The sequence below is a fragment of the Saccharibacillus endophyticus genome (assembly GCF_013185185.1).
Taxonomy (GTDB): domain Bacteria; phylum Bacillota; class Bacilli; order Paenibacillales; family Paenibacillaceae; genus Saccharibacillus; species Saccharibacillus endophyticus.
Map to the genome: position 1 here is coordinate 583,408 of NZ_JAAZWE010000004.1, position 22,310 is coordinate 605,717.

Annotated in this window: 22 protein-coding genes and 1 riboswitch; of the genes, 7 read left to right on the forward strand and 15 right to left on the reverse strand. The window is 52.8% G+C overall.

The window, feature by feature from the left end; all coding sequences use genetic code 11:
* Nucleotides 1-127: 127 nt before the first annotated feature.
* Nucleotides 128-622, reverse strand: coding sequence for a MerR family transcriptional regulator (locus HRQ63_RS17165; protein WP_229714238.1), 495 nt, complete (start codon nt 620-622; stop codon nt 128-130).
* A 173-nt stretch (nt 623-795) separates the two neighbouring features.
* Here HRQ63_RS17165 and HRQ63_RS17170 point away from each other — a divergent pair, with 173 nt between their 5' ends.
* Both HRQ63_RS17170 and HRQ63_RS17175 read left to right on the forward strand, forming a co-directional pair.
* Nucleotides 796-1,659, forward strand: coding sequence for an SDR family NAD(P)-dependent oxidoreductase (locus HRQ63_RS17170; protein WP_172245967.1), 864 nt, complete (start codon nt 796-798; stop codon nt 1,657-1,659).
* Between the two features lie 82 nt (nt 1,660-1,741).
* Nucleotides 1,742-2,275 carry an EVE domain-containing protein gene (locus tag HRQ63_RS17175; RefSeq protein ID WP_229714239.1) on the forward strand — a complete coding sequence of 178 codons (534 nt, stop codon included), beginning with the start codon at nt 1,742-1,744 and terminating at the stop codon, nt 2,273-2,275.
* 161 nt (nt 2,276-2,436) lie between these two features.
* On the opposite strand, the gene HRQ63_RS17180 is transcribed toward HRQ63_RS17175, so the two are convergent.
* On the reverse strand, nt 2,437-3,537 hold the full coding sequence (locus HRQ63_RS17180; RefSeq protein WP_172245969.1) for a threonine aldolase family protein: 1,101 nt from the start codon (nt 3,535-3,537) through the stop codon (nt 2,437-2,439).
* 143 nt (nt 3,538-3,680) lie between these two features.
* Between HRQ63_RS17180 and nudC the strand changes: the two genes are divergently transcribed.
* Together nudC and HRQ63_RS17190 are read left to right on the forward strand one after the other, a co-directional pair.
* Nucleotides 3,681-4,535, forward strand: coding sequence for an NAD(+) diphosphatase (gene nudC, locus HRQ63_RS17185; protein WP_172245971.1), 855 nt, complete (start codon nt 3,681-3,683; stop codon nt 4,533-4,535).
* Nucleotides 4,536-4,852: 317 nt separating this feature from the next.
* Nucleotides 4,853-5,785: a cation diffusion facilitator family transporter gene (locus HRQ63_RS17190; RefSeq protein ID WP_172246161.1), complete on the forward strand. Its 933-nt coding sequence runs from the start codon at nt 4,853-4,855 to the stop codon at nt 5,783-5,785.
* A gap of 127 nt (nt 5,786-5,912) precedes the next feature.
* Here the strand turns inward: HRQ63_RS17190 and ribD are convergent, their stop codons facing one another.
* From ribD to HRQ63_RS17205, 3 genes are all read right to left on the reverse strand, one after another.
* Nucleotides 5,913-7,013, reverse strand: a complete 1,101-nt coding sequence (gene ribD, locus HRQ63_RS17195; RefSeq protein WP_172245972.1) for a bifunctional diaminohydroxyphosphoribosylaminopyrimidine deaminase/5-amino-6-(5-phosphoribosylamino)uracil reductase RibD — start codon at nt 7,011-7,013, stop codon at nt 5,913-5,915.
* Between the two features lie 6 nt (nt 7,014-7,019).
* Entirely contained in the window at nt 7,020-7,808 is a 789-nt protein-coding gene (locus tag HRQ63_RS17200; RefSeq protein WP_172245974.1) for a GTP cyclohydrolase II, read from the reverse strand.
* A 250-nt stretch (nt 7,809-8,058) separates the two neighbouring features.
* Nucleotides 8,059-9,150: an FAD-dependent monooxygenase gene (locus HRQ63_RS17205; protein WP_172245976.1), complete on the reverse strand. Its 1,092-nt coding sequence runs from the start codon at nt 9,148-9,150 to the stop codon at nt 8,059-8,061.
* A 338-nt stretch (nt 9,151-9,488) separates the two neighbouring features.
* Here HRQ63_RS17205 and HRQ63_RS17210 point away from each other — a divergent pair, with 338 nt between their 5' ends.
* Entirely contained in the window at nt 9,489-9,812 is a 324-nt protein-coding gene (locus HRQ63_RS17210) for a winged helix-turn-helix transcriptional regulator (RefSeq protein ID WP_172246163.1), read from the forward strand.
* A 334-nt stretch (nt 9,813-10,146) separates the two neighbouring features.
* Here HRQ63_RS17210 and HRQ63_RS17215 read toward each other — a convergent pair whose 3' ends face one another.
* Together HRQ63_RS17215 and HRQ63_RS17220 are read right to left on the reverse strand one after the other, a co-directional pair.
* Nucleotides 10,147-10,464 carry a DMT family transporter gene (locus HRQ63_RS17215; protein WP_172245978.1) on the reverse strand — a complete coding sequence of 106 codons (318 nt, stop codon included), beginning with the start codon at nt 10,462-10,464 and terminating at the stop codon, nt 10,147-10,149.
* Between the two features lie 2 nt (nt 10,465-10,466).
* On the reverse strand, nt 10,467-10,808 hold the full coding sequence (locus HRQ63_RS17220) for a DMT family transporter (protein ID WP_172245980.1): 342 nt from the start codon (nt 10,806-10,808) through the stop codon (nt 10,467-10,469).
* A 78-nt stretch (nt 10,809-10,886) separates the two neighbouring features.
* A riboswitch (guanidine-I (ykkC/yxkD leader) is annotated at nt 10,887-10,985 on the reverse strand.
* A 195-nt stretch (nt 10,986-11,180) separates the two neighbouring features.
* Here HRQ63_RS17220 and HRQ63_RS26005 point away from each other — a divergent pair.
* Complete coding sequence (locus tag HRQ63_RS26005; protein ID WP_229714240.1) at nt 11,181-11,573, forward strand: winged helix-turn-helix transcriptional regulator; 393 nt, start codon at nt 11,181-11,183, stop codon at nt 11,571-11,573.
* Here HRQ63_RS26005 and HRQ63_RS17230 read toward each other — a convergent pair.
* Nucleotides 11,560-12,624 (reverse strand): SDR family oxidoreductase, encoded by a 1,065-nt coding sequence (locus HRQ63_RS17230; protein WP_172245984.1) that lies wholly within the window; start codon nt 12,622-12,624, stop codon nt 11,560-11,562. The two genes, HRQ63_RS26005 and HRQ63_RS17230, sit on opposite strands and share 14 nt — an antisense overlap.
* Nucleotides 12,625-12,814: 190 nt before the next feature.
* Nucleotides 12,815-13,510, reverse strand: coding sequence for a thermonuclease family protein (locus HRQ63_RS17235; protein WP_229714241.1), 696 nt, complete (start codon nt 13,508-13,510; stop codon nt 12,815-12,817).
* A 200-nt stretch (nt 13,511-13,710) separates the two neighbouring features.
* On the opposite strand from HRQ63_RS17235, the gene HRQ63_RS17240 reads away from it, so the two are divergent.
* Complete coding sequence (locus HRQ63_RS17240; RefSeq protein ID WP_172245986.1) at nt 13,711-14,283, forward strand: 5' nucleotidase, NT5C type; 573 nt, start codon at nt 13,711-13,713, stop codon at nt 14,281-14,283.
* Nucleotides 14,284-14,374: 91 nt separating this feature from the next.
* Here HRQ63_RS17240 and HRQ63_RS26225 read toward each other — a convergent pair whose 3' ends face one another.
* The 6 genes from HRQ63_RS26225 to HRQ63_RS17265 all read right to left on the reverse strand — a co-directional run bounded on the left by HRQ63_RS26225 (nt 14,375) and on the right by HRQ63_RS17265 (nt 22,253).
* The gene (locus HRQ63_RS26225; RefSeq protein ID WP_268239481.1) at nt 14,375-14,509 is read right to left on the reverse strand and encodes a hypothetical protein; all 135 of its coding nucleotides are present in this window, start codon (nt 14,507-14,509) and stop codon (nt 14,375-14,377) included.
* A gap of 109 nt (nt 14,510-14,618) precedes the next feature.
* Nucleotides 14,619-15,440: a methyl-accepting chemotaxis protein gene (locus tag HRQ63_RS17245; protein ID WP_172245988.1), complete on the reverse strand. Its 822-nt coding sequence runs from the start codon at nt 15,438-15,440 to the stop codon at nt 14,619-14,621.
* Between the two features lie 152 nt (nt 15,441-15,592).
* Nucleotides 15,593-17,125, reverse strand: coding sequence for a right-handed parallel beta-helix repeat-containing protein (locus HRQ63_RS17250; protein WP_172245990.1), 1,533 nt, complete (start codon nt 17,123-17,125; stop codon nt 15,593-15,595).
* 163 nt (nt 17,126-17,288) lie between these two features.
* On the reverse strand, nt 17,289-20,090 hold the full coding sequence (locus tag HRQ63_RS17255; RefSeq protein ID WP_172245992.1) for an AAA domain-containing protein: 2,802 nt from the start codon (nt 20,088-20,090) through the stop codon (nt 17,289-17,291).
* A 208-nt stretch (nt 20,091-20,298) separates the two neighbouring features.
* A complete protein-coding gene (locus HRQ63_RS17260) occupies nt 20,299-21,813 on the reverse strand; it encodes a malic enzyme-like NAD(P)-binding protein (RefSeq protein WP_172245994.1) in 1,515 nt (504 codons plus the stop codon).
* A 110-nt stretch (nt 21,814-21,923) separates the two neighbouring features.
* The gene (locus HRQ63_RS17265) at nt 21,924-22,253 is read right to left on the reverse strand and encodes a hypothetical protein (protein WP_172245996.1); all 330 of its coding nucleotides are present in this window, start codon (nt 22,251-22,253) and stop codon (nt 21,924-21,926) included.
* Nucleotides 22,254-22,310 lie beyond the last annotated feature (57 nt).

Sequence of the window (22,310 nt, forward strand, 5' to 3'; positions counted from 1 at the left end):
TTTTAGTACGTTTCAGGCAAGCGTAAGCCCACATTAATTTGAGACAAGCTGCTAGGACCCATCGGCTTTCTTTTTATGAACGCGCGTTATCCGTACTTGGTTTGATTTCCGCCCGATCAAAACCCGCTCAGCGGAATTTGCTGTCCCGCTTCGCAGGCAGCCCCGGCCCTTCCTGGGGATCGGCGCCGCAATCCTGCTTGTTCATCAGCGTCCCCTGCGCGAGCTTGAGATCGATAAAATCGACGATCGTTTGCAGCGAGGAGATCTGCTCCAGCACATTCGCGCGGTACTGCCGGATGCGTTCGAACGCTTCGGGCGTCTCCGACAAATCTCCGGTGCGGGACATATCCAGATAGGGTTTCATTTCATCCAGCGGCATGCCCGTTTTTTTCAGGCACAGAATCAGCTTCATGGTCTCGACGTCGCTCTCCGCGTAAATCCGATGACTGTTCGCGCGCCGCTTCGCTCTCGGCAGCAGGCCGATCTTCTCGTAATATCGAATCGTGTCTTCCGGAAGTCCGGTCAACTCCGACGTTTGCTTGATCGTATATCCTGTCGGTTCGGCTTCGGCCGTATCGGTTATCGGCATGACTTCCGTATATTCAAGTGCCTGCTCTGCCATGATCATCGCTCCTTCGCTTATGGCTTATCGCTCGTTTTGCTTGCCTCGAGTATACCGCTTGGAGTCGACTCCAAGTCAAGAACTTCAAATTTAACGTTTGACTTGGAGCCGGCTCCAAGTTATACACTGTCTCCAATCCGCGAGAATACTCGCCCTAAACTGGAGGCTTTCCCATGAATACGTTACCTCTTGCTCGTCCGGCTGCACGCACGGCTTTGATTACCGGCGCCAATAACGGCATCGGCTTGGAATTGACGCGCCGCCTGTTGACGGAAGGGTGGCATGTGGCGGCGCTGATTCGTTCTTCGTTTGCCGCAGACGACGAAGTGACGACCCGCGCAATCCGCGACGGCCGACTTCGAATCTACACGGCGGAACTGACCGATTTTCCGCAATTGGCCGCCGCGCTTCAAAAAATTCAGGCCGAAGAAACATCGATCGACATGCTGTTCAACAATGCGGGCGGAAGCCTGCCGGAACTCCGATTCTCTCCGCAAGGACGCGAGATGCATTACGAACTGCAAACGGTCGTGCCGTACATCATCTACCGCGAGATGAAAGAGCTGCTGCTGCGCGGCTCGTTCAAAACGGTTATCGGCACCTCGTCGAACGCGTTCAATTATACGAAAGCATTCGATGCCGATAAGCTCGCACGGCCGCAGCGCTTCAAACAGCTGACCGGCGCTTACGCCGACACCAAGCTCGCCATGTCGCTTTGGACGCAAGCACTGTCTCATAGCGAAGCTCAAGACGGCATTCTGCTGCGCAGCGCCGATCCCGGACCCAACAACACGATTCGCAAAGGGAAAAAGTCCGGCCTTCCGTTTCCCGTCAATTACTTGATGCGATTCTTTTTTGCGCCGCCGACCCAAGGGGCAGGACGTTTGCACGAAGCTGCGTTCGGCACGCATAAAAGCGAAGCCGGCGCGTTGATCGACAAGAACGGCATCGTAAAGCTGCGGTTTGCCGATCAGGCGAAGCGCGTGCTGGAAAACGTGGATCGCGTTTACCGGGAGGAATTTCGGATTTTGATGTAAAAAACACTACTGACAATAGGGTGTCAGTAGCGGTTTTCTATACTATGGAAGAAATCATCTCGCACCTACAGGAGGATTCTTCATGACCCGTACGATTTCCGTTACCTCGCCTTCGGCCGATCTGATGCTGCCCGGACTCCGGTATTGGATCGGCGTCGTCTCCGCTTCCCATGTCGACCACGCGATCGAGCAAGGGGTCGCGCAGACCTGCCACGGCAAAGCCCGATCGCTTAACCGGATGCAACCGGGCGATTGGCTGATCTACTATTCGCCGCGCACGGATATGAACGGCGGCGCGCCGCTGCAATCTTTTACCGCGATCGGGCAGGCAGCGAACGATCGGGTGTACCGCCATAAAATGAGCGACACGTTTATTCCGTATCGGCGGAATATGCGGTATTTGCCCGCGAGATCGGTACGCATCGCAGACCTGCTGGAGCAATTGTCCTTCACGAAAGGGCGGCGCAGCTGGGGACAGGCTTTTCGCTTCGGCCAGTTCGAGATCACGCAGGAGGATTTCCGGCTGATCGCGGATCTGATGCTGGAAAGCGCGGGCGAGCAAGAAACAAAGCCCGAATTTCCTTTATGCGAGTCTCAGCTCGAATTCGAGTGGTGATGTCGGCGCGCTCGGGAATCGAAGATCGTAATCGGTCGGAAAAATATTCGAACGCGAACAGACAATAAACCACTTTCCGAATCAACCGCGCAAAAAGCCGCCGCGATCAGGCATCAACCTGACCGCGGCGGCTTTCTTTTCGAATACCCGGATGTTTGATTCTACTTTTGCGCTTCCGAGAGCCGCTTGCCCAGCAGTTCGACCGCTTCGTGCAGCTTCTCCTTCGGCACCGCCTCGTACAGATCGCCGATCGCGATCTCCGTCGCGCAGGCCGTATCGCTGATTTCTTTCAGATACGCAACCAACGCGATGCCGGTATCCGCCTGCACGCCCGCGACGACCGGCGCGGCAGCCTCGGCGGACAAGCCGCTGAAATGGAGGTGGAACATATTCGATACCGGCACTTCCGGCCGCGTGCGCACGCTAGGCTGCGCGTTATAAAGCGCCGCCAGCTCTTTCGCTTCCTCGTAATACTGCGCCATCTTCGGCAGACGAAGGTCCAGATAATGCTCCGAGCTCAAAATATACGGATACAAGCTGATCAGATCGCCGCCGTGGCGTCTTTTCCATACCTTCGACTGCTGTGCCAGATCGGCGTCGCCGAGCAGCATCGCGCCCGCGATTCCGCCGACTCCTTTGTAAAACGACACGTAGACGCTGTCGAATAACGCGCAGACCTGTTCGGCCGTTTTTCCGTAGTACGGCAGAATCTCGAACAGCCGTGCCCCGTCGAGATGCAGCGCGATGCCTTTTTCCCGGCAATAGGCCGAAATGGCTTCGATCTCCGCGTAATCCGGCAGTTCGCCGCCGATTTCGCGCTGAGGCAGCTCCAGCAGCAGGCAGGCGACGTTTTCCGGCAGCTTTTTCACATCCTCCAACGTGATCAACCGCTCCTCGTCCGCAAGCAGTATCGGCTCCAGATGATGCAGTTCCTTCAAGCCGTCCTGCTCGTGAATCTCCAGATGGCAGAGCGGATGGTAAGCCACGGCCTTGCTGCCTTGGCGGTCGCTCCAGATGCGCAGCGCGATTTGCTGGGCCATCGTGCCGCTCGGGAAAAAGACCGCCGACTCCTTGCCCAGCATGTCCGCCAGCTTGCGTTCGAATTTCTCGATCGTCTCGCCGCGCCCGTACATATCGCTCGGCGTATCGCCGTCGACGTCCCGCAGCGCGTCCAGCAGCACCTTAACGCTGCGCGGCCCGTTGCCCGTCGTCCGATACTCCGCTTGACTGAACGTGTCACCCAAGGTCAATGGTTGATTCATGATGGAACGCCTCCTTTTGGATCGAACGATTCTTGCTTCGTCGTCCGATTCGCATACGAATATTGTAACGCTCTTGCCCCGGATCGACCATGCTTTCATAATAAAGGATGTACTTCCATTCCAATCCGAAAGGTTCTGCTTCCATGCAAAAATCGAAACCCGGCATCTATGACCGTTACATGCCCGCTCTGAACGCGGAGCCTACGGATGCTCCTGCTTATTGGTTCGTCTTCCTTGCGGATACCGGAAGACTGCTGCTGCATGAACAAGAAGGTTTAAAGGCACTGCCTGCGGCTGCCGATGCCGACGAACTCGGCTTCAAAACGCTCCGCTCGCTCTACCTCGGCACGTTGGACGGCGCGCCGTGTTATGCCGCCGAAGCGCAGGAAGGAACCGAACCTCCGGTCGGCTCGGACTTTCTGCCGCTGCGCGCGCTGTACGACCGGATGGACGAAGACTTGTTCCATCTGGCCGGACGCGCGCTGCAAATTCTGAATTGGGACGTTACCCATCGGTTCTGCGGGCGTTGCGGCTCCTCTCTGACGCTGGCCGAGCGTGATCGCGCCAAAGTCTGTCCGAACTGCGGCCTCAACCATTATCCTCGCCTCTCGCCTGCCGTTATCACCGCAATTTTGAAGGACGGGAAAATTTTGCTTGCGCATGCGCCGCATTTCCCTGACAATATGTACGGTCTGATCGCAGGTTTCGCGGAGCCGGGCGAGACCCTGGAAGATTGCGTGCGGCGCGAAACGATGGAAGAAGTCGGCATCGAATTGGGCGAAATCCGCTACTTCGGAAGCCAGCAATGGCCTTTTCCCAACTCGCTCATGATCGGATTCGTCGCCGAATACGCAAGCGGCGAGATTACGGTGGACGGCGAAGAGATCGAACATGCGGATTGGTTCGCTCCGAACGAACTGCCGAATATCCCGCCGAAGGTCAGTATCGCGCGCAAAATCATTGATTGGTATACGGAAGAATACGGAGGCAAAGCGTGAACTTCGTTATCCGGCCATGATGAGGCGCAATCCGTTTGGACGTCGGCGTTTCGGGCGTGCGACCGGCTCGACAAAATAGTCGCATGATCCGCAAACTCGGCAGCAGCCGATCTGCGGCCGCGCCGGAATCGGCACGTCGGATTTGTTCCGGCTCGCCGATTCCGGGTACATATGCTATACAGCAATGCGTTAAAGAAGTTCTCAACCCCACTTTTAAGGAGGCGTCGTTCGTGGCTGAAGCCAATCCGTCCGATATCGGACAAAAGGAAACACTAGGTTCGCTGATCAAAAAAGGAAATACGTCTTCGGCCGTCGCCATGGCGGGCAACGCGGTACTCGCGGCCGCCAAAGGCGGAGCCGCCTTATTCACAGGAAGCGGCGCCATGTTCGCTTCGGCGATGCACTCGCTGGCGGATGCCGTGAACCAAGGCTTCGTCTTTGTCGGCAGCGTGCTGTCGGAAAAGCGGCCAAGCCGCCGCTTCCCGGTAGGATTCGGGCGCGTCATCAACATTTTCTGCATGATCGCTGTCATCGTCGTCACCATCATGGCTTACGAAACGATCCACGAAGGCATTCATCTGCTTCAGCATCCGGGCGAAGCGGCAGGAGGCTTTTGGATCAATGTGGGCGTGCTGATCCTGAACATCGTGGTTGACGGCGCGATCCTGATCAAGGCGTCCAAAGAAATCCTGAAGGAAGCCCGCGCGCCCAAGGCAAGCGGATTCGCGCTGCTGCCGGCCGCTTTCAAAAACGTCGGCCGTGCCGCTCCTCCGACGCGCCTGGTGTTCTATGAAGATATCGTTGCGGTACTCGGTGCCTTTTTCGCTCTGATCGCCGTCGTGGTCGTATCGTTTACGAACTTCGCCCTGATCGACGGCATCGCGACGACGCTGATCGGTTTCCTCATGATCGCGGTCGCGTTCCGCGTCGGCTACGACAATATGATCGGCCTGATCGGCGTATCCGCTCCGCAGGACGTCGAAGACAAAGTATCCGCCGCCATTCTCGGAGACGCGGATGTTCGGGACATTCAAACCATGCGGATCATCCAGGAAGGCCGTTACTACCACGTGGATGCGGTGGTCGAGCTGCGTACCGGGCTGACGCTCGGCGATGCGGACGATATCAAAGTGCGCATCCAGCAGCATCTCACGACGGACCCGGATATTGCGGACGCCGCGATTTCGATCGTCGAAGACGACGGGAAAACAAGCTGGCAGCGGCGGGAAGCGGAAGTGGAGAAAAACTAGACGCTCCAAGCCGCTTGTCTCGAATATATAAAAAAACGTCAAAAAACCGGCTCTCCATTCGGAGAAGCCGGTTTTTATATCGAATCAAGTTAAGATTTATCCTACGGACGGAACCTCGCAGCTTACTTCAGCCTTTCGGAAAATACGCCTCGAACTTCAAATCCGGTCCCAGTTGCTCGACGCGAAGTGCGGTCAATCCGACTGCCTCGTTCATGTCCGCGATTCCCAAGCCCTCGATAAAAGTCGGAGCATCCTTGCCGCCTACCAGCTTCGGCGCCATATACAGTACCAGCTTGTCCGCGAGGCCCTGCTCCACGAACGAAGCGATAACCTGTCCGCCGCCTTCGACCAGCAGCGAAGAGATTTCGCTTTCCCCGAGCGTATCCAGCACTTGTTCCAAGTTCACTCGCCCGCCTGACGTCCCGATCACGCGCACGCCTGCCGCTTCCAGCCGTTCCCGCTTGGCGGCGTCGGCATTCGAGCCGGTAAAAATCCAGGTCGGCGCTTCGCCGTCCGTAACCACGCGTGCATCTTCCGGAATGCGAAGCGTGCTGTCCAGCACGACGCGCAATGGATTGCGGCCGTTCGGCAAACGGGTGTTGAGCTGCGAATCGTCATGCAGGATCGTCTGCACGCCCACCAGAATCGCCCCGCTCTCATGACGCAGCTTATGTACGTCTTCGCGAGCTTCGGCCGACGTGATCCAACGGCTGCTGTTCGTGCGCGTCGCGATTTTCCCGTCCAGCGTCGTAGCCGATTTCACCGTGACAAAAGGACGCTTGCTCACGATGTAACGGTTGAATACTTCATTCAACTGCTCGGACTCCTCGCGCAGCACGCCTTCGATCACTTCGATTCCCGCATCGCGCAGAATCTTGATCCCGCGTCCGGCAACGAGCGGATTCGGGTCCGGCGCGGCAACCACGACGCGAGACAGGCCGGCTTTAACGACAGCCTCCGCGCAAGGACCTGTACGACCGTGGTGCGAGCACGGCTCCAGCGTGACGTAGATCGTGCCGCCTTTTGCATGCTCGCCAGCCATACGAAGCGCATGAATTTCCGCGTGCGGCTCGCCCGGCTTCAGATGCGCGCCGATTCCGACGATCCGGCCGTCATTGACGATGACCGAGCCGACCAGCGGGTTCGGCGCGGTCTGACCTTTTGCGGCACGCGCATTTTCCAATGCAAGCCGCATGTATTTCTCATGGATAGACCGTTCGTCGCTCATGCTTGTTCAGTCTCCTCCTTCGGCTGCCGGAAGTTCCGACAAGCCTTCGATCGGATTTTGCGTCGCAAAGTGACCGGACCGGTTGACTTTGGTACGCAGGTATTTCTCGTTGAACTCGGATACGTCGCCCCACAGCGGCGTACGTCCGGATACGTTCATGCCCGACGCTCTCAAAGCTTCCAGTTTGCGAGGGTTGTTCGTGATCAACGTCACCGGCTGCTCGCGCAGGAACTTCAGCACGCCGATCGCGCCGTCGTAGTCGCGGGTATCGTCTTCAAAGCCGAGTGCCAGGTTGGCTTCGACGGTATCCATGCCTTGCTCTTGCAGGATGTACGCCATTGCTTTGCTGAACAGGCCGATGCCGCGTCCTTCGTGATTCGCCAGGTAAAAGAGCGCACCCGAACCATGTTCCGCGATCATTTTCATCGATTGGCGCAGCTGGTAGCCGCAGTCGCATCTTTTGCTGCCGAAAATATCGCCGGTGTGGCAAATGCTGTGCATGCGGATCAGCGCGTCCGGCGAATTTTCGAAATCGCCGTAAACGAGCACGCTGGATTGTTGGCCTTCGGCCAGATTCATCGTCGGCAGGCTGCGGATCAATTCCTCAGCGGACATATTTTCGCCGCCTTCGGGCTGCTTCATCCAGCTGTACCAGCGGAACACGAGCGTCTCTCCTTCCAGGTTGACCGGCAGCTTGATCGGACCGACCAGCACGTAGCCTTCTTTGGAATTTTGCGGAGAAGGGATATTATGAATGCTGTCTTTAAGCATGAAAGCTGCGCTGTTGTTTACCATGATGGCACATCCTTATTTTCATATTGGTTAAGTCGGGCAAGCCGCCAAGCAGGAATTTTCTCCGCGGCGGTCCGTATTCGGATTCTCGGTAAAATGGACACGGCACCTGTCGGTTCCGCATCCTCGTTACCTATACGTTCGCAGCCCGGGCAAATTCGGATCATCTTCCGGCCGATTTTTTTGCCGTCCCGTTTGCCGGGCAATGCTTTTCATTGTAGCGTCTATCTGTATATTATCGTCGCTTTGAATGTTAAATATTAAAATTTTGAGCATAAGTCAATTCCATATCGACCTGCTCGCGCTGTCTGCGCTCCACATCGCCGCGACGGCGTTGTTCCAATCGATCCAACGGCTCGCCGGTATCCTGCCTGCGTTCCAGACAGGCGAGCAGCTCTTCATGCAGCACGTCCGCGTCGCGCAGAGCTTCGTTCAGTCCAAAGGCTCCCGTAGGCGTCATGGTATGCGCGGCATCGCCGATCAATACCAGACCGGGCTCCGCCCAACGCTCCGACTTGCTGCTGAAAATGTCGAGCAGCACGAAATCCTGCCAAGACGTGATATGCTCCCGCACGCTCGGTTCAAGCTTCGGAAAAGCATCGATCAGCGTCTGCGTCAATTCTTCGAACGGCCGCTTGCGAAGCTCCTTGTACGAGTCTTCTTCGATATTCCAGCCGACCTGCACATAACCGCGGGCCTGCGTGAACAGATGAAGCTGCTGGCCGTTCTGGATAGTGGAACACATGACCGGCTCCCAGCCTTCCGGCGCAGGAATTCTCGCCCACAGCAGATCGTATCCGTGTCCTTCGGCGCTCACCGGGATTCCCGCATATTTGCGCACCGACGAATATCGGCCGTCCGCTCCGACGACCACGCTGCTGCGAATCTCCAGGTTGCGGCCTTCAGCAGTGCGGACTTTCACGCCTGTATACCGGCCGTCCTCGCCTTGCAGCAAACCGCGCACGGTCGTGCCGGGCATGTACGTAAAGTTCGGGTACTGCTTGGCTTCGTCCAGTAGGGCATGGAGTAGATCAGCCTGCGGGATATGAATGCCCACATTGCCGCCTGCCGTATCGGGCAGGATCGTTTTCACGACTTGTTGGTTGTCCCAATACTCCAGCCGAACCAACGGCAGAACGGCTTCCGGTTGAATCTTCTCCAAAATGCCGTGCTTTTTCAATACGCGCTCGCCGTCGCCGTTTATGATTTCTCCGCGGAACGACGGTCCGGGTACCGGCTGCTTTTCGACCAATACAACGTCCACTCCGCGGCGGGCCAGCAGGCATGCCAGCAGCGTGCCGGCCGGCCCGCCGCCCGCGATACAAATCTCCGTTTGTCGTTCCATCCTTCTGTCCTCCGATTTTGCTTGCATTCAAACCAACGAACATGATTGGTTTCTTTATTAGGGATAGACGCTTATACATTGTTCGCATAAGCGATACGAGTCATAGAATTACTTTATGTAACCAAGTATATTTATTTAACACATCATAGTCAAGTATTAATTATTACGAAATGTAAGCTTGTTTATTTTAATCACCGATTGTATAATAAAGAAGCAGCAACGCAAATGTAACCCTTTCATCGCCTGGAAATTCGGGCTTATCTTTTATAGATTGGCGAATACGTCAGCAAGAGAACAAACACGCATATATTAGGAGAGTGATCCCATTGGCCGCAGAGCTGAATCAACTGTGCCCTAGATTTGAAAAAGCGATCGAAGTGCTCAGTAAGCGCTGGACGACCCTGATCATCTATCGGCTGCTGGACGGCCCGCGCCGCTTCGTGGACATCGAAAGTTCGTTGACCAACCTGAGCGGCAAAGTATTGTCGGAACGATTGAAGGAACTTGAAGAAGAAGGCATCGTGCTTCGCACGGTATACCCGGAGAAGCCGGTACGGATCGAATATTCGTTGACGGATATGGGGCGGGATTTGGCTCCGGTGATGGACGATATTCAAGGCTGGGCGACGCGATGGATCAAGGTGAAGCAGGAGCAGGTTTAAAAAAGACACCCGCAGGGGTGTCTTTGTCGAGAAAGTCACTTTGGCGAGGGAAGCGAGAAGACTGCGAGAGAAATTGCCAGCATAGGCTCCCGAAGTGCATTTCTTCGAAATGCTTCACAATCCGCTGTCTCACTTGGAAAACCTGATTAGAATTTAAGGTGTAGTTTTCCAAGTTCAAAGGCGTCTTTCACTGAATTTCTCTCTCCGTCTTCTCGCTTCCAGTTACGTTGGACTTTCTTGACACGTTGAGACACCCATGAGGGGTGTCTTTTTTCATGCTCCGGCTATTTTAAACTAGATTTGGAATAGGATCTTCATGTTGGGGATTGTTCCTTTACCCGCTCACCAACTTCAATCCCACCGCCGAACCAAGCACCAACGCAATGCACAGAATCCGCATGACATTCTTCGATTCCCCATAGAAAATCATGCCGAGAATCGCGCCGCCGGAGGCGCCGATGCCGGTCCAGACGGCGTATGCGGTGCCCATCGGCAATGTCTTCATCGCGAGCGACAGAAAAATAAAACTCAAGCCGAAGCCGCCTGCCATCATCATAAACGCTTTGATATTTTTATCTTGGTGCAGTTTATTAATCATCAGCACGCCGACCATTTCGAAAATCCCCGCCAGAATCAAAAATGTCCAGTTCATCGTCAAGCCCCTCCTTTTTCTTCAGTTTTACCGTGACTCAGCAACTTCAAGCCGATCACGCCCAGCAGCAGCGTGCCGATCATCAACAGCTTGGCCAATTGAATCTCGGCTCCGAACAATACGATCTCCGCGATGACCGTACCCGCCGTGCCCAAGCCCACGAACACCGCATACACCGTGCCGACAGGCAGCGTACGCGAAGCGGCGATCATCAGGTAAAAGCTGACCACGATCGCAACGAACGTTCCGGCCCATTCCCAGACTCCCGACGCGTGTTTCAACCCGATCACCCAACCTACCTCGAACAACGCGGCGATGACGACGGACATCCAAATTTTATTCATGATTTCATTTCCTCCTTTTTTGATTCAATCGACATGAACGCAAAAAAGCCCGGGAGAATAAACCGCTCTTCGCAGTTCATCTCCCGGGCTTTTGTCCCTCCGTGGCACGGCGCACGCCGTGAGTTTTCTCTCGGACCTGTCCGGCCTTGCGGCCGCGGAACCCTAGAAAACATTCGCTCATGTAATTGTTCCCTTCATTATACACAGCAGAGATCAGGGGTCAAGTCAGGCAAAAAGATTTCGGCGTGCTGCTTTCGACGATGCCGGGCGACTCTCCTCCCTCGCGTGCCGGCCGCAACGAACTGGGCACGGCCCCGCGCAAGATGTACAATCGGAAGACAACGAAATCGGATTTCGAAGGAGGCCTATGCATTGGAAACGGTAAAAGTGTACAATACCGCAGTCGAAGCAACGCTCGAAGTGATCGGAGGCAAATGGAAACCGATCATCCTGTTCGTGCTGACGTTCGGCAAAAAGCGTAACGGCGAGCTGATGAAGCTGCTGCCTTCCGCGATTACCCAAAAGGTGCTGACCCAACAGCTCAAAGAATTGGAGCGCGACGGAATCGTCCGCCGGATCGCCCATTCCACCGTGCCGCCGAAAGTCGAATACGAACTGACGGATTACGGATGGAGCCTTAAAGAGATCCTGCACGCGCTTTGCCGCTGGGGCGAAAATCACGTCGAGCAAATCTACGGCAAACGCGCCGAGATCGCTTCTCCCGGCTCTTTTCTCGCGGCATCTTCCGCATTCAAGCCGGAATGATGCCGCGCTGACGAAAATCGTCGAAGATGCCGAAAAACATCGCTTCGGTATCGACGAATTCGTGGAACCCGAATCGCCGCGCCTTGCTGCCGTCGGCGAAAAAATCGTAATCCCAACCGAAAACGAAATCGCCGAAGCCCCACGACGATACGTCCGCGTACGAAAAGGGAGCCAGCCCGTAACGCTCGACCATATCGTTCCACAGAGGTTCTTTATCCCGCATGGTCTCGCCGAGCGGCATCGGAAGCGGGTCGGCCGCCTCGAGTCCGAAATAAGCGGCGATCTTCGGCCACAACTCGCTCCAGCGGAACAAATCGCCGTTCGCGATATTAAAAGCCTGATTCGCGCAGCTCGGCTCGGTCGCCGCCCATACGGTCGCTTTCGCCAACAGCCCCGCATCCGTCATCTCAAGCAGGCTTCGGTACGCGCCGGGTTTGCCGGGAAAGCGAAGCGGAATGCCGAGTTCTTTGGAAAACGAGGCATAAACGGCGATCACCGCCGCCAAGTTCATCGGATTGCCCAAACCGAAGCCGCAAACGACCGACGGACGCAGCGCGGACCACGTCCACCCGCTCTTCTTCGCCCTTCGCTCCAAAAATTGCTGCTGTTCGATATTGAATTCGGGCGGCATATGGCGGTCGTCGCTTTCTTTGGCCGGCGTTTTGAACGGACCGAGATGCGCGCCGTACACCTTGTAGCCCTGCATCAGGCTGATGTGCCGCAGGCGGCGGGCAGCAGGCTCGACGGCATCGACCGCGTTGACCAGCATCGCCAGATTCGGCTGCACCAGTTCGGCCCAAGTCGGACGGTCTTGATAAGCGGCGTAAAACAGATGCGTCACTTCGCTCAAGCCGCTCAGCGCTTCCTTGGAAGCGTCGGCGTCCAGCAGATCGACCGGGATATACCGTACGTTCTTCGAAGATTCGCCTCCCCGCCGGGATACGCCGATGACGTTCCAGTCCGGCAGTTTTGCCAAATGCTCGATCAGATTCCCTCCGATCACTCCGTTCGCGCCGATCACCAACGCCGTTTTAGTTTCGTTTGCGTTCATGTTCCTGCTCCTGCTCCTCCCGCGATGCACAAGTAGCCGGTCTTATCTCGGCTCTTGCTCTATTCTGGCGAGACGAAGCGGAACTGAACAGTACGCACTTCGAAGTTCCATAAGCACTTTAAAGTCACAAATGGACAGCCGCAGGGCTGCCCGTCGCTTGGAATCTTTATGATTTTTGCATCAATCGAATCTACTTCGCCGCTTCCGGATGGAATCCGCGATTATCCGCGTATCCCTCAATACTCCACACGCCCAGCTTTTCTTGTTTGGCCTTGTCTTGAATCTTCCGGAACTCGTCGATATATTTGTCGTTCGGTTGATATACCACGACGCGTGCCAAGCCCTGTTCCAGCAGCTGCTCGTTGACCATGTCGCCGTCGAGATAGACGTAAGCCAGCATTCGGTCGTACTGGTCGCGCTGCTCTTCGTCGAACTCCAGCTCAACCTGTTTCCCGCCCAGCAGCTTTTTCGTATACTCGCTCGCTTCCGGGCCGAACGGCTGTACCGGGGTTCCTTCCTTTTTCGTTTCCGGCGTATCCAGCAGCAGCATGCGCACCCGCTCGCGGCTGCCGTCCTCAAGAATCGCGATAAACGTATCTCCGTCGACGGTGCGCTCTACGGCAGCCGAGACGCGTCCGTCAACCGAAGCAGCGTCTTCCGAAGTCTTGTCGCCACCTGCCGCGCTTCCTTGCGTATCCGTTTGCCGACTGCTCTCCGTTGGCGTGGTTTCGTCCTGATCGAGCAGATTTCCCAACATCTCCCGACCCGGCCCCGTAAAAAGAAGCAGTCCTAATACAACAACGGTCGCGATGATCGAGAGCACACTTCGCTTCGGCCCTCCGCCGGGATTTCCATTTTGCGGATTGCGCTGTTCTGGTGATGTCATGTCCGTTCCTCCGATTCCTCATACTGCGTATTCCTCTGTCTTGCGCACCATTGTTCATACCCGTTTTTCTTGCAAAAAGCAAGCCGCCCCTCCCGCCGCAGTCCGATTTCTTTGCCATTGCGCGTCAAGTTCGTTACAATGCAAGTATCCGCGTTTTCAGGAAATCAACAACGCTTTTTCAAGCAATAGGAGAGATTGTCATGAGCAAAAAAATCGTAGCCATCGACATGGACGACACGATCTGTCATCTGGTGCCGAAAGCCATCCACTACCACAACGCCTCTTATCCGGACCTTCAGTTGAGTATCGATCAGGTAAGCAGCTTCGACCTGAGCACCATCTGGCATCCGGATTGCAACGAGGAGATTTTCTTCGGACGGCCGAAGTTATATGAAGAACTCGAAATTTTCGACGAGCATACGATCGAAGAAGTGCGCCGCATCAGCGAAGAGCACGACGTCATCATCGTCACGGCGGCCCGACCTTCGGCGGTTCCGGAGAAATGGAATTGGCTTCAGCAGCATATGCCGTTTATCCCGTTCGAAAACTTCTTCGTCGCCAAGCGCAAATACCTGCTGGAATTCGATCTGCTGATCGACGACGGTCCGCATAATTTGCTGGCCGCGCGCGATGCCGGTAAACGTACCATCGGCATCCCGCGTCCGTGGAACCTGCCCCTGCAAAACGATTTCCTCATGAAGGATTCGTGGGACGGCATGGGCGAACTGGTGAATCGGGTGCTGTCAGGACCTGGTTTCCCGGTAAAAGGCTAGCGCCGAGCTGAATCGATTCTACGCAAAACTCCCGCAGCAACGAACGCTTAGGCGCCGTTGTTCCGGGAGTTTTTTTAGTGAGCATTCGAAGTTAAGCCTCGTCTTTATATACCGTGTTCTCAAGCTTTTTGAGTCGTTTGGAAAAGGAAATCACACCGAACGCGACTGCCGCAATCCCGACCAAGCCCAATATTTGCGAAGCTACGGTTTCCCACACAATATGCATCAAAAAACCTCCTTAGGCTTGGGCAAAATACAACAAAACCCTGCCTCACTTGCCAGCGTACCACACCTTCCAGTTGTTATCAAATACAGATAATGATTTCCTGAACCCCTTATAACTGCTTCGCAAATTCATTTAACTTCAGCGCCATTTCGCGAATTTCTTCGATCATCGAAGACAACTGCTCCGTCGACTGCGCCTGATCTTGTCCGGTGTCGGCGATACGCTCGATCGAACCGCTCATTTGGGCCGTCAGCTTTTTGAACGTGCCCAATGTCTCGCGGATGCTGTTCGTCGATGTCACGGTCTGACCGGACAGTTTGCGAATTTCCGAAGCCACGATACCGAAGCCCGCGCCTTTTTCGCCCGCATGCGCCGCTTCGATCGCCGCATTGATCCCGAGCATATGCGTCTGATCCGCCACTTCCTTGATCATCCGCACGACGCCGTCCGCGCCGTAGGCATTTTGCTCGGCTTGCTTGGACAGCTCCAGCAGTTCGCCCGACGCGTCGGCCAAGCCGCCCGAACCTTCCGCGATATGCGTGATCCGTTCATTGGCGTTCGACAGCGCGCTCGCGATCCGGTCCGCGATTTCGATCAACTCGCTATGCCTACGTACCTGCACCGCAATGCCGCCAATAACACGACCGCTGGCATCTTTCACGGGCGTTGCCGTTCCGGTAAAAGCAAATCCGTAAAATTCCGCAGGAACTTCGGCGCGCAGCGGTTCGTCGTTGCGGATGGCCATAAGCAGAGGTTCGCCTTCTTGCAGACGCTGTCCGGTTTTGATTTTCAAATCGATATGGTTGCCCGGCCAATAAGCGGTGAATTGCTCCATATCACATAGCGCAATCGAAATGTCCACCGGGAGCGCGGTTTTGAGCAAGGGGATGACCGCTGCCAGCGTATCGAGAGAGTCGATTCCTTTTGTCATGATCTGTTCCTCCAGGGGGTCTTTTTGGTCATTGTCTGTTATATCGGTCAGGCGGCAAGGACGACTAAGCAAGACAGTCAGAGGACGAAAAAGCCGAGTAGGCGCGTCAAGCAAGAAGATCAGGTTCGAATTTCCCGATACGTCGAAAAAATTTATTCGTAAGCACCCAGACTGGGCTTGCCGTCGGCGGACTTTCCGCGAGGCTTGCCGTCAAGGTCCGGCGCAGCGGATAAGATCTTGTCGGGCATGCCGGATACGGAAGCCGGAGAGCCGGATTTTAGGCGATAATCGCTTTTTGCATCAACGAATTCGGGATCGGCGAAGATGGAGTCGGCGTCATTCCCGCTGCCTTTGCGATAAGCGGAAAAGCCTTTGTATTCTTTGCCTTTCCAAGTCCAGACCGCCTCGTTTTTGTCAGGAGCAAAATATAGGTTACCGTCGACTTGGTTGCGCGTGTTCTCGGCGTATTCGTTATGGATCAGCACATTAGAGCCGGAAACCGAAAAAATATTATTGCGGATCGCGTTATCACGGGTGTCGAATTGGATGTACAGCTGTCCGGTTCCCCACTCCAGCGTATCGTTATAGGCTACCGTATTCCCGGTGATCGTGCTGCCTGTCGTGGAACCGCGCTCGTCGTCATAGCCGCCCATCGCGATTCCGGTCAGGGCATTGCGAACGACCAGATTGCTGCGGACGATGATTCCGGAGGTCGAACGACCGCTATGCTCGGATGCGATTTCGATGCCGATATCGTTGCTTTCGCTTATATTGCGTTCGACGACGATGTCCCGTCCTCCGTCGATATAAATGCCGCCGGCGGAATAGCTGCCGTTCGGAATTTTCCGGCCGTAAGACGGATTGCGGGAAGACGTGCTTCCGGTGATCCGATTGCCCCGGATCACGCCGTCGCGGGCCTGATCGTATTTCGCATTTGGCGAAGTGCCTTCGAAGCCGATCGCGTCGATCCCGATATTGTCGTTGTCATGGACGTCATTGTTCTCCACGACGAATTTCTCGACGTTGCCGTTCAAAACCAAAGCTTCGCTCGATCCGAGGATCAAGTTGTACACTTCATTGCCCGAGACGGTCAGATCGGAGATCGAAGCCGGGGCTTCGGTGCCGTAAACGGCAATGCCGTGGGCATCCCGGCCTGCAAGATCGCTGCCTTTCGGCGAAGAAGTATTGCCGATATCATGAACTTTGTTGTCCAGGATGCGGATATCCGATCCGGCGCCGTGGACATAGATGCCGATCGGCACGCTGCCGGAGGTTGCGGTCTTGTAGTTGCGCAGTTCCAGGCCGCGGACGGTGACGCGGCTGGCGTCATGCAGCTCGATCAGGCTGCCGGTGTCTTGCACGGACAGGCCCTTGCCGTCGAGCACCGCCGTCTCCGACGGATAGCTCGCGACGGTCAGGCGCGCCGCGGAGCCGGCGGCGCCCGGGGTTCCGGCCAGCTTCAATTGCTGGCTGTAGACGCCGCCGCGCAGGTAGACGGTGCCGCCGGTCTTCATGGCGGCATCGGCTGCGCGCTGCACGGTCTTCCACGGGCTGCTTTCGGAGCCCGTGCCCGTGGTGTCGCTGCCGCTCGGAGCGACGTAGTAGTAGGGCTTGGCGTCCGCCTGCGCGGCGGCGGGGGACGACTTGCCCGCGTTCGAGGCAGGAGAAGCCGGAGAAGCTGACAATACCGCCGATGTTGAGGTAGATACAGAGAATGACGGCAGTTCAACGTTATTTTCTGCTCTTGAAGCTTCATTTGCTTGTGTCGGCGAAGTACAGGCAGATAATGATGCAGTAACTACAATTATGCTTGTGGCCATATAGAGAGGTTTCAAGATGTTAAACAAGTTATGTTTCTCCCTTCTTCATTTCATATGTTCCAAAAGCTCGGTTCAATACTTCTCGAATTGAAGCTTCATCGCAAATCTCATTTGTTTTATATCTTTTTAACGTCAACCCATAATGTTCAAAAATGTGATCCTTCATTTTATCTTTTAAAAGTTGAGATGGGTTATTATCATGACTTGCAAATCCATCGACTTCAATAGCCAGTAACGGTTTTTTGTCCAGTTTATGATAAATAACGAAATCAACTGAAGCCCGGTTCTTGATGTATCGTTGTTCGTCTTTTGTTAACTTCTCTGTATTCTGAAACAAATTTTTCAAATAAATCTGCTCTGTGTACTCCATTATGTGATACTGATCTTCTACAAGAATTTCTGACAATAAAGTATTCATAATTTTTTCCGTTTTATAACGGGACTTCCCATGGACTCTGGATTCAAGTGAATTTAATTTATCTGAGTAATCCTTATACAGCAGGTCAAACACAGAAACAATTTCACTTTCTACAATATGTTCATCCATTGTGTTGTATTCCATATACCGGATTAAATCGCCAACTTCACTCCGCTTTTCTAAAAACATCGAATGTCCGGTAACTAAAATGAATTTATTCTGTGCACGTGACACAGCAACATTCAGCATTCGTGGATCATTAACAAACTTCAATCCCATGTTACCCTGCCTTGTCTTATCAATGACTGTTGACATAATCATTGTGCCTTTTTCACGACCTTGATATTTGTGTACTGTATCACACTCAATTTCTTCATCAAATTGTTCGGTTGCATGATCAGCTTGTTTTCGGTAAGGTGTAACAAAACCAAGATCGGTATTCTTGCGCACAGCATGATCCAAATCAACAAGGACTTCCTTTTCAATCACATCAAGTTCTCTGCGATTAAATTTGCCCAAATCTTCGCCTTTAGTAACTTCCCTCATATGATTTCCTCGTACAGTTCGATAAATAAGCAACGGAACATCTTCTTTACTTTCAGTAAAAGCAATTAACTCTCCTGAATAATATTTTACATTGCAAAATTCAATAATGCGGGGATGACACCTGTAATGTTCTCTGAGCATCGTTTTCGGAACAGACTCCGCATAAATTTCAAGTACCGAAGTTAACAAGCTATGATCAAAATATCGAAAAGCCGGATTAACTTTCTCTCCTATTTCAGCAAACTTTTGCTCAAGTTTACGGTCTACGATTTGCGGCAATTGTCGAGTATCTCCTACAATGATTGCTCTCTTACAACAAGATAACGCAAGCGCTCCTTCGAGCAAATTAACTTGTGAAGACTCATCAATAATGACGTAATCAAAAAGAAAATTAGGGCTAGTACAACTCAAAAGCGATTGCGCTGTACTAAGTACTATAGGATATGTTTTAACAAAACGGTTTAAATTCTGCTTATATTTTTTTAGTTCTTCCTTGACTCGCTCATGTTTCTCGTATTTTTTCATTATAAGAATTTTAAAGATTTTCTCAGATATTTTTTGATGTTCATTAGTTAGATTTTCAAAATTCCCCGCTTTCAACCGTTGGCTAATCTCTGTGATTTTCCTGTCTAATTCTTCGATTTTCAATTTGTAAAAAGCGAGTTGATACTCCAAAAGAATATCCATTTCATTTTGTTTAAGCTTTTTGAAGTTAGTAAAACCATGAAACAGCACCAATTTTACTTTCCTTATCCAGCTGTCGGACTTTTGCCCATTGCTGGATATTTTGCTTTCCACCAAAAATTTTAAAGCCGTCTCGGAAGTTTGCTGATAAAAAGAGAGCTTGCCGATCTGTTCAATATCCTGTTTTTCAAAATAATTTTGAAAGTGCTTATACTCCAGTCGATAAGCTTCAACTTTCTGCTTAAGAAGTGTACATTCATTTTCCAATCCCATCAGTTGACGAATTTGAACCGAAATTTCGAGAAGTTGCTTATTTAAGTAATTGATATCCTCCTGCTCAGCTAGTTCTTGATAAGCATCAAGTGAAACATTTGGTAACGCATCAAAAAATCTCTTTTGATTTTTAAGATTTCCTAAAGAAGCAACAAGAAAGCCGTATCCAGCAGCTTCTAACTTTTCTTTTACATTTTGCACAGCAGCGTTATTGCTGGAAACAACTGCAACACTTTTATTATTGATGACTAAGTTAGCCAAAATATTAAGAATCGTTTGTGTTTTCCCTGTTCCTGGAGGGCCTTCAATTACAGAAATAGAACTTTTCAAGGCTTGACGCACCGCTTCATATTGGCTCAAATTAAATCGAAATGGAAAAATAGATTCGTATTCTTCGGTAGAACGTGAAGAAACCTTACTTTGTGATAAATAAGTGAATAAAGGACTATCTTGATTAATAGAATTTAAATGACGCATTTGTTTTCTTAAAAAAGATTGCTCTTCATCGTGGCTATCGGGAAGACGTAGTTCTTCCGCAATGGTTTGCCAATAACGAACTGTATGTTCGATCGAATTTGTGGAAGCCTCTTTCTTTTTTATCTCAAGTCCCTTAGCAACATGTACTTGTCGGCTATTGTCTTCAAAAACAAGTCGAACATGGCTTTGGAAGTCCATCACTCTTTTCACGCCTATTGTCCGCATATTCTGTATGTAGACAGTCTGATTTTCTTCGATTTCAATCATGCTAGGAGATTCCAGCATTATGGCTCTATCCAAAGGATAATTAAACGGTTTTTGAGTGTTTTTTTTGTAAGTAATCCGCAAGTTTTTGCCTATAGGTTCACAAGACAAAATTTCAATAGTCTTATCTTGACCGTCTACAATTACTAAATACTTTTCTTCTTCCATAAAACATTCCTTTCTTCAAATGACAATTTTCATCAGAATGTAATGTCATAAAAATGATAACTGTTATTCAATAAGTTAGGGAATGGTTTTTTGTTTTAAATTGGATATTTAATCGACAAAACATTTTCTGAAAAGAAAAAAGATCAGTCTCTCAAGAGAAACTGATCTTTGCAGCGACTTAGGAAAGCAGATTCTAAATAGTGAGTGCTTAAATCAAAGCTCCCTCGCGCGCATCCAATCGAATCGGCTTATACGTACAATCCCACATCGCGTCGCGTACCGCCGCGCGGACGTCTTCCGGATAGAAGCGCGCCGCGCCGTCTTCCATTGCCGCTTCCGCGACCGCGATCGCGACTTCTTGCGAAACGCGGCGCAGATCGCGGACTCCCGGCAGCAATGCTGCTCCGGGACGCGATAAGTCGGCCAAGCCGGCAACAGCATCTGCTGCTGCCGCAAACATCCGCTCCGTGATCCGTGCCGAGCGGGTCACGATCGCCCCCAATTCCAGGCCCGGGAATACCAACGCGTTATTGGATTGGCCGATCTCGACCATGACTCCGTTATGGACCACAGGCTCGAACGGACTTCCCGTCGCGATCAGCGCGCGTCCTTCCGTCCAGTTCAGCAGATCCGCCGGAACGGCTTCCGCAAGCTGCGTCGGGTTGGACATCGGCATGATGACCGGACGCTCTACATGGCTCGCCATCTCCCGTACGATCTCCTCGGTAAACGCTCCGGCAACGCCGGACGTACCGATCAGGATCGTCGGTTTGACGCGTCGGACCACTTCAAGCAGCGGAATGCGGCCGACGGCCGATTCCCCGGCTGCGCTCGATTCGCCAACGCCGATATCGACGCTGGCCGTGCCGCTTTCTTTTTCCTTTTTCCCAACACCTTCTCGTTCCCAGTCCGCGCATTCCGCCGTTGTTCGCAAATAAGGCCGCTGGAACTCTAACACGCCTTCCGTTTCTTCGGTCAACAATCCCCGGTAATCGTACGCCCAAAAGCGGCCGCGCGCCTCCTGCTCGCTCAATCCCGCTAGCTCCATCGCCGATCCGCATTGCCGATACCTGCCGCGCACCCGTTCATGTCGGCAGCCCATATACAGCGGATCGGCCAGCAGCTCGCCGTTGTTCGTTCCGGCATCCAGCACGACCGCCAGCACCCGGCTCGGGTCGATTCCGGCCGCAGCCGTATATACGGCAAGCTTTCCGATCGCGATATTGATCCCGCCGACGCCCCAGTCCCCGATACCGAGAATGCTTTCCGAGTCGGTCGCGACGATCAGGTCGATGTCTCCCGGCTCTAAGCCGAGATTGCGGAACGCCTGCTCAATTCCGCCGATATTATCGATAGACAGATAAATCCCGCCCGGCTTATGGTACGCGCGGCTGTATTCCTGAATCGCGCGTCCGACCGTCGGCGTGTACACGATCGGCAGCATCTCGCTCGGATGCTCGGTCAACAGTCGGTAAAAAAGAACTGTATTCCGGTGCATCAAATCGCTGAGCGCGATATTTTTATGTAAATCGTCAGGCTGCTTCAAAAACTGTTCGTATACCCGCTGCACCTGTTCCTCGATGGTCAATACGCCCGGCGGCAGCAAGCCCTCCAATCCGAGCTCTTTGCGTTCCTCCGGCGTAAACGCCACGCCTTTGTTCAGCATCGGCTCGGCCAATAAGGCTCTGCCGCATAATCCCGTCTCGATCTCTCCGTCTACCATTCTATTATGAATCCCGTGCAGCAACCAATGAAACGTATAGGAAAACTAACAAAGCGACTACCTAAGAGGTAGCCGCTTATGCTTATTATCTTAATAACTAAGTAGCTTTTTTACTTGAAGTAAGATGTTGGAAGAATAACTTCGGCTTTTGCACGGTTCAAATTTTCATAGTAAGACTCAACTCTTATTTTTTTAACTCCTGCTACATTAGTATCAAAAGATTGAACCCTATCATTACTCGAAACCCGATATGAATTTAATTGCTCGTCAGTATCATCGTTGAAAACAGTAAAGGTTGAAACCCTCGTCTCTTCATCCAAAACTGCAACTTCAAGATGAAGTGTTCGGTACCCCTTATCCGGATTAAAATACAGTTGAGCATAACCTGCGTATTTATCCGTCCTAACTAATACTTCTTTAAAATCTTGACTTCCGATCATTGTATACTCGGATTGCTTAGAATTATGAAAATCGTCATATTCTGGTTTTACCTTTTG